The organism is Phenylobacterium sp. (assembly GCF_035539035.1).
Taxonomy (GTDB): domain Bacteria; phylum Pseudomonadota; class Alphaproteobacteria; order Caulobacterales; family Caulobacteraceae; genus Phenylobacterium.
This window is the reverse complement of the sequence record NZ_DATLJI010000011.1, coordinates 198,947-209,764: the sequence shown is the minus strand read 5'-3', so window position 1 is coordinate 209,764 and position 10,818 is coordinate 198,947. Positions and strand designations below refer to the sequence as shown.

General features: G+C 70.5%; 7 protein-coding genes. 2 read left to right on the top strand and 5 right to left on the bottom strand.

The features are described from left to right. Nucleotides 1-19: 19 nt before the first annotated feature. The gene (locus VM685_RS05205) at nucleotides 20-766 is read right to left on the bottom strand and encodes a FadR/GntR family transcriptional regulator (RefSeq protein WP_325459062.1); all 747 of its coding nucleotides are present in this window, start codon (nucleotides 764-766) and stop codon (nucleotides 20-22) included. 66 nt (nucleotides 767-832) lie between these two features. Next, a complete protein-coding gene (gene manD / locus VM685_RS05200; protein WP_325459061.1) occupies nucleotides 833-2,044 on the bottom strand; it encodes a D-mannonate dehydratase ManD in 1,212 nt (403 codons plus the stop codon). Nucleotides 2,045-2,182: 138 nt separating this feature from the next. Between manD and VM685_RS05195 the strand changes: the two genes are divergently transcribed. Further along, the gene (locus VM685_RS05195) at nucleotides 2,183-4,309 is read left to right on the top strand and encodes an alpha-glucuronidase family glycosyl hydrolase (protein WP_325459060.1); all 2,127 of its coding nucleotides are present in this window, start codon (nucleotides 2,183-2,185) and stop codon (nucleotides 4,307-4,309) included. Between the two features lie 101 nt (nucleotides 4,310-4,410). Here VM685_RS05195 and VM685_RS05190 read toward each other — a convergent pair whose 3' ends face one another. Then, nucleotides 4,411-7,332, bottom strand: a complete 2,922-nt coding sequence (locus tag VM685_RS05190) for a TonB-dependent receptor (RefSeq protein WP_325459059.1) — start codon at nucleotides 7,330-7,332, stop codon at nucleotides 4,411-4,413. Nucleotides 7,333-7,637: 305 nt separating this feature from the next. On the opposite strand from VM685_RS05190, the gene VM685_RS05185 reads away from it, so the two are divergent. Next, the gene (locus VM685_RS05185; RefSeq protein ID WP_325459058.1) at nucleotides 7,638-8,687 is read left to right on the top strand and encodes a LacI family DNA-binding transcriptional regulator; all 1,050 of its coding nucleotides are present in this window, start codon (nucleotides 7,638-7,640) and stop codon (nucleotides 8,685-8,687) included. On the opposite strand, the gene VM685_RS05180 is transcribed toward VM685_RS05185, so the two are convergent. Continuing rightward, a complete protein-coding gene (locus VM685_RS05180) occupies nucleotides 8,684-9,565 on the bottom strand; it encodes a polysaccharide deacetylase family protein (RefSeq protein ID WP_325459057.1) in 882 nt (293 codons plus the stop codon). The genes VM685_RS05185 and VM685_RS05180 overlap by 4 nt on opposite strands. Continuing rightward, nucleotides 9,562-10,818, bottom strand: coding sequence for an SGNH/GDSL hydrolase family protein (locus tag VM685_RS05175; RefSeq protein ID WP_325459056.1), 1,257 nt, complete (start codon nucleotides 10,816-10,818; stop codon nucleotides 9,562-9,564). The genes VM685_RS05180 and VM685_RS05175 overlap by 4 nt, the downstream gene beginning before the upstream one ends.

Below are 10,818 nucleotides of genomic sequence, written 5' to 3'. Positions count from 1 at the left end.
CCGCTGGCGAGGTGGGCGCCTAGATCGCCACCCGCTTGGCGATCTGGCTGCGGCGGGCCTTGCTCTCCTGCTGGGCGCGCTCCAGGGCTTCGGTCTCGGTGGCGCGCAGCAGGTGGTCGATCACCCGCTCCAGGTGGTCGCGCATGGCCTGGCGGGCGGCGGCGGGGTCGTGGGCCTTCAGCGCCTCCAGCACGCGGCGGTGCTCCACGATGCGCGGCTCCAGGCCGGTGCCGCGGGCGCGGGTCAGGATGTTGCGGGCCAGCGGGCTGCGGTTGCGCAGCTCCCACATGTTCTCGATCGTGGCGATGATCGCACCGTTCCCGGTCGCCCGGGCGATCACCATGTGGAACTCCTTGTCGGCGTCCTCGCCCTTCAGCTCGTCCTCGTCGGCCATCAGGCCGAGCAGGCGCTCGAGCTCGGCGATCGACTCCTCGTCGATCGTGGCGGCGGCCAGGGCGGCGGCCTCGCCCTCGAACAGGCGGCGCGCCTCGATCAGCTCGAAGGCGCCGATCTCCACGTCATAGGCGGCGGACGCCAGCGGCGGCTGGGCGCGGGTGACGTAGATGCCCATGCCGTGGCGGGCCTCGATCATGCCCTGCATCTCCAGCGCGATGAGCGCCTCGCGCAGGGTCGGACGGCTGACGCCGAACTGCTCCGCCAGCTCCCGCTCGGTGGGGAGCCGCTCGCCGACCTTGTACTTGCCGGCCTCGATCTCGGCGGCGATCTGGTCCGCCAGCCGTCGGTAAAGCTTGCCGCTGGCGGCCATGGTCTCCGTGACTTCCGCTGGTCGGCGCCCCGCGGCGCGCTTGCTGGTCGGCAGCATAGCGGAGGATCACCAGTCGTGCATGGAGCCGTCTTCCCGCCGCGCGACCGGCAGGTAGGCCCGGCGGTAGGGGAACCTCGCGGCCGCCGCCTCGTCGATGTCGACGCCCAGGCCCGGCGCATCGCCGGGGTGCAGGTCGCCGGCGGCGAAGCTGTAGGCGTGGGGGAAGACCGCGTCGGTCTCGGCGGTGTGGCGCATGTACTCCTGCACCCCGAAGTTGGGGATCGAGAGGTCAAAGTGCAGGGCCGCGGCCATGGTCACCGGCGACAGGTCCGTGGCCCCGTGGCAGCCGGTCCGCACGCCGTAGAGGTCGGCCAGGCTGGCGATCCGGCGCAGGTGGGTGATGCCGCCGGCGTGCACGACGGTCGCGCGGATGTAGTCGATCAGTTGCTCCTCGATGAGCTGCTTGCAGTCCCACACCGAGTTGAACACCTCGCCCACGGCAAGCGGCGTGGTCGTGTGCTGCCGGATCAGGCGGAAGCGCTCCTGGTTCTCGGCCGGCGTCGCGTCCTCCAGCCAGAACGGCCGCCAGGGCTCGAGGTCCCGGCCCAGCCGGCCGGCCTCGATGGGGGTGAGGCGATGGTGGGCGTCGTGGAGCAGATGGACGTCCCAGCCCAGCGCCTCGCGCGCGGCGGCGAAGAGCTCCGGGACCACCCGCATGTACTTCTCGGTGGACCAGGCCGTCTCCTTCGGCAGGTCGGAGTCGGCCGGTTCGTAGAACAGCTTGTCCTTGGAGACGCCGTAGGTCCCGGCCATGCCGGGCACCCCCGTTTGCAGGCGGATGGCCTTGTAGCCCTGGGCCACGTAGTCGCGCGCCGCGGCGATGGTGTCCTCGATGGTCTCGCCGTTGGCGTGGCCGTAGACCATGACGCCGCTGCGGCAGGCGCCGCCGAGCAGCTGGTAGACCGGCAGGCCGGCGATCTTCCCCTTGATGTCCCACAGCGCCATGTCGACGGCGGCGATGGCCGACATGGTCACCGGGCCCCGCCGCCAGTAGGCGCCGCGGTAGAGGTACTGCCAGATGTCTTCGATCCGGTGGGCGTCGCGGCCGATCAGGCAGGGGATCACATGGTCGGTCAGGTAGCTGGCGACCGCCAGCTCGCGGCCGTTCAGCGTGGCGTCGCCGACGCCCGTCACGCCATCGGCCGTCTCGATCTTCAGGGTGACGAAGTTCCGGCCGGGGCAGGTGACGATGACTTTGGCGGCGGTGATCTTCGGCATCGGACGCTTTCGTGGGGGCATGGGAACGCGCGCGCCCGGCCGGCAGCGGCAGCCGGCCCAACTTAGCCCGAGGCCGAAGGTTGTCAATCACGTGGTCAGACCAATACAACTGTCGTGTCTCGACCAAACGGAGCGGTCATGAAGCGGCCCGGCCTGTTGCGCGCGCTCGTTGCGCTGTTCGCCTTGATCACGGCTACGGCCGCGCGTGCCGAAGATGGCCACGACCTGTGGCTGCGCTACCGGCCGCTGCCGGCCGCCGAGGCGGCGCCCTACCGCGCGGCGGTGGGGGAGGTTGTGGCCGAGGGCCGGTCCGAGACCCTGGCCGTCGCCGCTGAGGAGTTGCGGCGTGGGCTCGGCGGGATGCTGGGCGCTCCGGCCGCGGACGCCCCGCCGGTGATCCTGGGCACGCCCGCCTCCTCGCCCCGGATCGCGGCCCTGCGGCTGCCCCTGCAGGCGGCGGGCGACGAGGGCTACCTGATCCGCAGCGTGAGCGTGGACGGGCGGCCCGCGACGGTGGTGGCGGCCAACAGCGAGGCGGGCGTGCTCTACGGCGCCTTCCACCTCCTGCGCTTGGTGCAGACGCGCCAGCCGCTGGCGCGGCTCGACATCGCCGAGGCCCCGAAGGTCAAGGTCCGCATCCTCAACCACTGGGACAATCTCGACCGCACGGTGGAGCGCGGCTACGCCGGCTTCTCTCTGTGGGACTGGCACAAGCTCCCGGACTGGAAGGACACCCGCTACGCCGACTACGCCCGGGCCAACGCCTCGCTCGGGATCAACGGCACGGTCCTGAACAACGTCAACGCCAAGGCCGACAGCCTGACCGCGCCCTATATCGCCAAGGCCGCGGCGCTGGCCGACACGTTCCGGCCCTACGGCATCAAGGTCTATCTCTCGGCGCGGTTCTCGGCCCCGATCGAGATCGGCGGGCTGAAGACCGCGGACCCGCTGGACCCCGCCGTGCGCGCCTTCTGGAAGGCCAAGGCGGACGAGATCTACAAGGCGATCCCCGACTTCGGCGGCTTCCTCGTGAAGGCCAATTCCGAGGGCCAGCCGGGACCGCAGGACTATGGCCGCAGCCACGCCGACGGGGCCAACATGCTGGCGCAGGCGGTGGGGCCGCACGGCGGCGTCGTCATGTGGCGGGCCTTCGTCTACTCCAACGAGCAGCCGGAGGACCGCGCCAAGCAGGCCTACAACGAGTTCGTGCCGCTCGACGGCCGGTTCGCGCCGAACGTCATCGTGCAGGTGAAGAACGGGGCGATCGACTTCCAGCCGCGCGAGCCCTTCCACCCGCTGTTCGGCGCCACGCCCAGGACGCCGCTGATGCTCGAGGTGCAGATCACCAAGGAGTACCTCGGCTTCGCCACGCACCTGGCCTACCTGGGGCCGATGTACGAGGAGGCGCTGGACGCCGACACCTGGCGGCGCGGCAAGGGCTCGACCGTCGCCAAGGTCGTGGACGGCTCGCTGTTCGGCCACCGGCTGACCGGCATGGCGGGCGTCTCCAACATCGGGACCGACCGCAACTGGTCCGGCTCCCAGTTCGACCAGGCCAACTGGTACGTCTTCGGGCGCATGGCCTGGGATCCGTATCTGTCCGCGCGCGACATCGCCGAGGAGTGGGCGCGGATGACCTTCTCCAACGACCCGCGGTTCCTCGCGCCCGTCGTGGGGATGATGATGGGCAGCCGCGAGGCGGTGGTGGACTACATGACCCCGCTGGGTCTGCACCACCTGATGGGCACCAGCCACCACTACGGCCCCGCCCCCTGGGTGGACGACCTCGGCCGCGCCGACTGGACGCCGGTCTACTACCACCGGGCGGACGCCGCCGGCATCGGCTTCGACCGGACCAAGACCGGCAGCGACGCCATCTCCCAGTATGCGCCGAGGGCCGCCGCCGAGCTGCTCGCCGACGAGAAGAACCTCCTGTGGTTCAGGCACGTGGACTGGGACCGGAAGGTGAGCTCCGGCCGCACGCTGTGGGACGAGCTGGTGGTCCGCTACACCGGCGGCGTGCGGCAGGTCTCCGAGATGCGCCGCACGTGGGCGGCCATGGCGCCCTACGTCGATCCCGAGCGCCACGCCGAGGTCGCCGGCTTCCTCGCCATCCAGGAGAAGGAGGCCCAGTGGTGGCGCGACGCCTGCATCGCCTACTTCCAGACCTTCTCCAAGCGCCCCCTGCCCGCCGGCTACGCCCCGCCGGCCCATCCACTGGCCTACTACAAGGCGCTGAAGTTCCCCTATGCGCCGGGGATCTGAGGCGTTCCCTCTCCCGCTCGCTGGAGAGGGACGAAAAAAGGGCGGCGCCGTAGCGCCGCCCAGTCGACCTTTTCTCGGGGGGAGTGGAGAAAAGAACCCGGTCAGAACCGGCCGCGGATCCCCACCAGGATCGTGCGGCTGCCCTGGTAGTAGGACTGGGTCGCGTTGGGCCAGGCGAAGTAGGTCCGCTGGTCTTCCTTGGTCAGGTTGATGACGTCGAGCGTCACGCGGGGCGAGGTCGGGAGGTTCTCGAACTCGTAGCTGGCCGACAGGTCCCATTGGCCGCGCGCGTCGTTGTAGAACCGCGCCGGGATCGGCGAGCCGCCCGCCACCGGGATCTGCACCCCGTTCTCCGGCCCGGCCGAGCCGATCTGCTTGGCGTTGTAGACGTAGGACACCCGCAGCGAGGCCGGGCCTTGGTCGTAGTAGCCGGTGACGTTGTAGGTGTAGGGCGAGACACCCACGGCCACCGCCGGGGCCCCCGGTCCCGACGCGCTCTGGTAGATGCGCGTGTAGTTGGCCTGGAAGCCGATCCCCTCGAACAGGAAGCTGAGCGGCTGCACCCAGTTCAGCTCGTAGCCGCGGATGGTGAGCACGCCGCCGACATTGATCTGCTGGCGCACGTTGACGGTCGCCACGCTCGGGCCGCCGCGGTTGTTGATGGCGGTCTGCTGGGTGGCGTTCAGGGACTCGAAGGGGATGCCGAGCTGGCTGAACGGGATGGTGGTGATCCCCGTCTGGGTCCAGCCGCTGATCTGCTTGTTGAACCCGACCGCGCCGATATAGCCCTCGGCCCCGGTGTACCATTCCGCGCCGATGTCGAAGTTGTTGGAGAAGAACGGCGTCAGGTTGGGGTTGCCCTGGCTGGCCTCCTGCGCCGACGGGTCGGAGAAGCTGGTGCCGGGCAGCATGTCGGCCGGATTCGGACGGGTCAGTGTCCGTGAGGCCGACAGGCGCAGGTTCACGTCATCGCGCACCTGCAGCACCGCATTGAACGAGGGCAGGTAGGCGTCGTAGCGGGAGTCCCGGGTCTGGAACTCGGTCGTCTGGACGCCGGCCACCGTGAAGGTCACCGGGCCGGTGATCTCCTGGTCGGTGGAGACGTAGCGGACGCCCCCGTTGAACCGCAGCTCCCAGGGGCCCAGGTCGGTCCGGCCGTTCAGCTCGACGTAGGCGCCCTTGGTCCGCTCGTCGATGACGCCGGAGCGGGCGCCGGTGTTCGAGGAGGCGGAGAAGGGGGCGTTGGAGGAGAGGTCCGAGTAGTTGGTGTCGCCGAAGAAGCGGTCGTAGTCGACGCCGATGAAGCCGGCGGGACCGGGGCGCAGGTAGCTGCCGAGCTGGGCGTTGGTGATCGCCGAGCCGGCCTGGCCGTTGCACGGCGGCTGCGGGGCGGGGGCGGGCTGGAAAGTCCCGCCGCCGCCGCAGACCACCTGCTGCCAGCGGGCGCTGTTGTCGAGCGCCATGATGCTGCGGCTGGCCTGGTCCCAGGCGACGCCGGCCCGGACGTTGACGCCGTCCTCCTCGCCGAACAGGGCGTCCAGGTGGGCGGCCTTGGTCTTGGTGACCCGCCGCTCGTTCTGGATGTTCACCCGCCCGCCGCCGAGCCAGGTCCAGCCCAGGTTCGGGTTGTTCAGGTCGGCGTTGGTGTTGATGTTCGGGAACGGCTTGCCCGGGTTGTCGTACTCGACGTTGATGCCCACCCCGAGCGGGGTGTTGATCAGGATCGTCGGGCTCTCTCGCAGGAACTGGCTCTTCGACATGTTGAACTGGCCGTCGAGCCGGATGAAGTCGCTGAACCGGTAGGAGAAGCCGGGGTTCAGGTTAAAGAAGTTGACCTTCTCGTGGTACGGCCGGGCTTCCAGGAAGAACTGCGAGTTGAGGAAGGTCCCCTCGGTGACGACGAAGTTCTCGTCCACCTGCAGGCCGGTGGGAACCATGAAGTTCGAGTTCCGGCCCACCCAGTTCATGTCCACCCGGTCGAACTTGCGGATGCCGCGGCCGAGCAGGGTGTCGAAGTAGAGGTTCAGGTTCTCCATCGGCTTGAATTCGAAGGAGATCAGGGCCGAGTAGCGGTCGCGCGTGCCCTCGGCGTAGTGCGGGCGGCCGAGCCGCGGGATCATCGCGTCGGAGAGCTGCTGCAGCGTCAGCCCCGGGTTCAGCGCCAGCAGGGTGTCGTTGGTGATCGGCGCGCCGGTGGTCAGGCCCGGGCGGCTCACGCCCGCCGGCACGGTGCTCGCCCAGTTGAAGTTGTTGCTGCCGTAGAGATTGCAGCCCGCGCAGCTCATGTTCGCATTCGACCAGCCGATCGACTCGAAGCCGCGGGTGGTGGTGTGGGTGCGCGCGCCGGCGAAGCCGATCAGGACGCCGAGCTCGCCGAAACCGGTGTCAAACGTGTCGCTGGCCAGCAGGGAGCCGCGCGGGCCCCATTCCTCGGCGAGCGTGTTGGTGCTGCCCTGCACGGAGTAGGTGAGCTGCCGGCCGTTGTAATCGAACGGCCGGGCGCTGCGCATGTTGACGGTGCCGGACACGCCGCCTTCCAGCATGGAGGCGGTGGGCGTCTTGTTCACGTCGAGCCGGCTGAACAGCTCGGTCGGGAACATGTCGAGGTCGACTTCCCGGTTCTGGCTCTGGGAGTCCAGCCGACCGGTGGAGGCCACCGCGATCTGGTTGCCGTTGAGCAGGATCTTGGTGAAGTTGGTGCCCAGGCCGCGGATGGCGATCTGCAGGCCTTCGCCGGTCACCTCGCGGGAGAGCTGGACGCCGGGAATCCGGTTCAGCGACTCCGCCAGGTTGGTGTCCGGGAACTTGCCGATATCCTCGGCGAAGATCGAATCCTGGATGATGGTGGCTTCGCGCTTGGCCTCGGTGGATTGCTGGAGGCTGCGGCGGTAGCCGGTGACCACCACTTCTTCCACGTCCGCGGACTGGGCGTGGGCCTCAGTCGCGACCATTCCCGAGAGGAAGGTGGCGCCGAGCAGCAGGGCTCGGAGGTGCGCGGACGTCTTCTGCTTCGAAGATTTCATGGTTCCTTCCCCTTGTGTGCGCGTGCGCGCACCTTCTGATTATTTTGCGCAGAGGCGCGGCCGACCGGCGTTTCACCGTGTCGTCCTGATGAAGACCCTTGGGACCGCCCGACTACTCTGCAATGATAGCGGTCACATTGACATTGCTAGTAGGTCAGTTCTTTTGTGTCAATACGGTCTGACCCTCTCCGCCCTAAGAGGTCAGACCAATGTGCCTGGGACTTCTCCGCGGCGGCGAGCAGGCTTGAGATGGCGGCCGGGGCGGGTAAAGACGTAAGCGGGCCTTGAGGCCCTGGAGGTCGTGCTTGGAGACGAAACCCGCTCGGCGCCAGCGGAGCGCGCTGACGATCCACGACGTCGCCCGCTATGCGGGGGTGTCGCCGATGACCGTCTCGCGGGTGATCAATGGCGAGAAGAACGTCCGCGATTCGACGCGCGAGGCGGTCCTCGCGGCGATCCGCGACCTGAACTACCAGCCCAATCCGGCGGCGCGGAGCCTCGCAGGCGCCGACCTGATCCGGATCGGCCTGCTCTATTCCAACCCCAGCGCCGCGTACCTCAGCGAGTTCCTGGTCGGCAGCCTCGACCAGTCGAGCCGCAGCAACGTCCAGCTGATCGTTGAGAAGTGCGACGTGGAGGGCGGCGAGAAGGCCGCCGCCGAGAAGCTGGTGGCGTCCGGCATCGACGGCCTGATCCTGCCGCCGCCGCTGTGCGATTCCGAGGTGATCGTCCGCGTGCTGGCGGCCAGCAAGATCCCCGCGGTGGCCGTGGCCACGGGCCGCCCGCCGCCGGACGCCTCGGCGGTGCGCATCGACGACTTCGAGGCCGCCCGGGCGATGACGCGGCACATCCTGGAGCTCGGCCACCAGCGGATCGGCTTCATCAAGGGCCATCCCAACCAGACCGCCAGCGGCCAGCGTCTGGAAGGCTATCTCGCGGCGCTGAAGGAGGCGGGCGTGCGGCCTGACGCGGCGCTGATCGTGCAGGGCTACTTCACCTACCGGTCGGGCCTCGAGGCGGCCGACCGGCTCCTGTCGCTGGCCGAGCCGCCGACCGCGATCTTCGCCAGCAACGACGACATGGCCGCCGCCACCGTGGCGGTGGCCCACCGCCGCCACCTGGACGTGCCCGGCGACCTCACCGTCTGCGGCTACGACGACACCGCGCTGGCCACGACCATCTGGCCCGAGCTCACCACCATACGTCAGCCGGTGGCCGAGATGTCCCGCGAGGCGGTGAACCTGCTGGTGGACGAAATCCGCAGCCGGCGGGCCGGCGAGACGGCCAAGCACCCGCACGCGGTTCTGGACTTCGCCCTGATCCGCCGGGAATCCGACGCGCCGCCGAAGCGCTAGCGGCAGACCTTGTCGAGTTCTGGCCCAGGGGAGGGATCGGGCGCGGGCGTGAGCCCCTTCAGCTCGGCGGCGTCCTCGAGCGTGGCCGGCCGCGGCGAGGCCCGCGCCTGCAGGTCCTCCCGGTAGAACGGGTCCGCCATCGCCGTCTCCAGCGTCACGAAGCGTACGCCGCGCTCGCGGTAGAGGGCGAGCAGCCGAGGCAGCATGCGCGCGTCGAAGGCTCCCACGTGCATCAGCAGGACCAGCGGGATCTCACGGCCGGCCACCTGACGCGACAGCGTGCGGGCGCGGGCGAGGCTGGCGTCGGCGGCGGCCAGATAGCTCTCCTCCAGCCGGGCGATAGCGGCCTGGTCGCCGTTGGCCGCGCAGCGCGCGTAGGGGCCGTTCCAGGCGTAGTCGTGGAAGCTGAGCGTGACGCTGGCGATCCTGTAGCCGCGCGCCTTCAGGATCCCGCGGGCGGCGGACCGCAGCTCCGGCGTCGCGCCCTCGTCGAGGAAGGGATAGCGGAACCAGCGCCAGTCGCCGCCCAACGCCTGCAGCGCGGGCTCATTGCGGACCACCTCGGCCTCGAAGGCGGCGGGGTCCTGCAGCCGCTTGTGTGACCAGGTGTGGTTGCCCACCGGATGGCCCGCCGCGCGCCAGACGCGGAGCGCCTCGGCGCCGCCGGCCTCGGCCTCGCCCGCGGCGTTGACGAAGCCGTAGCTGGGCGGCGCGCCGGCGTCGGCGAGGCCGCCGACCAGCCGGGCGATGACGCCGAGCCGCGTCTCGCCGGGCGGCAGGTCGCTGTGCACCGGCAGGTCGTCGAAGGTCAGGGCCATGTCCTGGGCGGCGGCGGGGCCGGCGAGCAGCGCCGCGGCGAGCGCGATCCAGGCCCTCATCGCGTGAACAGGGTCAGCGGCACGGCCGCGGCCATGGCGCGGTAGCCGGCGATGGAGGGGTGCAGGCCGTCGCCCACGTCGTACTCGGCGCGCAGCCGGTCGGGGCGGGCGGGGTCGCGCATCACCGCGTCGAAGTCGATCACCCCGTCGAAGTTCCCGGGCGCGCGGATCCAGGCGTTGACCGCCTGGCGCGAGGCCTCGGTCTCCGGCGGCGGGTGGTAATAGCCGGAGCCCGCGAAGGGCATGATGGTGGCGCCGATCACCTTGATGCCGCGAACGCGGGCCCGCGCGATCATCTGGCGGTACGCGCCGATCAGGTCCTGGACCATGGCCGCCTGCGCCTCCGGCGAGGCGGGCGCGTCGCGGGTGAGCACGCCCAGGTCGTTGACGCCCTCGAGGATCACCAGGTGGGTGACGCCGGCCTGAGCAAGCACGTCCCGGTCGAAGCGGGCCAGCGCATTCGGCCCGGTCCCGTCGCGCAGCAGGCGGTTGCCGCCGATGCCGTGGTTCAGAACGCTGAAGTGGCGGGTGCGGGGATCGGCCTGCAGCCGCTCGGCGAGGAAGTCCGGCCAGCGCTCGTCGCGGTCGGGGCCCACGCCGTAGCCGTCGGTGATCGAGTCCCCGAAGGTGACGATGGCGGCGCTGCGACGGGCGGCCGGCACGTCGACCCCGGAGAGCTGGTACCAGTGGGCGACGCCCTTGGCGCCGGGGAGGTCGGCCGCCGCCGCGTGCCGGCCGCGCAGGGTCCAGGAGGTGGTGCGCGAGCCCGGATGGCTGGTCTGGCGGGCCGGCGCCGCCGGCAGTTCGACGCTGATGGCGATCCGCTCCAGTGGCCGCACCGCGAAAGCCACGGGGTCTGAGAGGTAGTCGGCGCCGGCCGGCACGGTCACCTCCCGGCGACCGCCGAAGGTCACGGCCCGGTCGGTGGCCGGGTCGATGCGCGGAGAGCCCACGGCCACCGGGCGGGCCACGTGCACGGCGCGGAACCTGAGCGGCTCGGTCCCGAAGGCGTTGGACAGCCGCACCCGGATCTGCGGACCCCCGGCGGTCACCCGCACCACCTGGCGCAGGGTCGCCTCGGTGAGCTCCGCCGGATCCAGCGCATTGTGCGGCTCGGGGATCTGCTGCGAGGCGGCCCAGGCGCCGACCCAGCGCCCGGGCGCCGGGCCCGCGCCGCCCAGCGAAACGGCGAGCGCCAGGGCCGCGCCGACGCGCAGCATGCCGGACATCGCCGTGCGGCGTGTGGGGTGCAT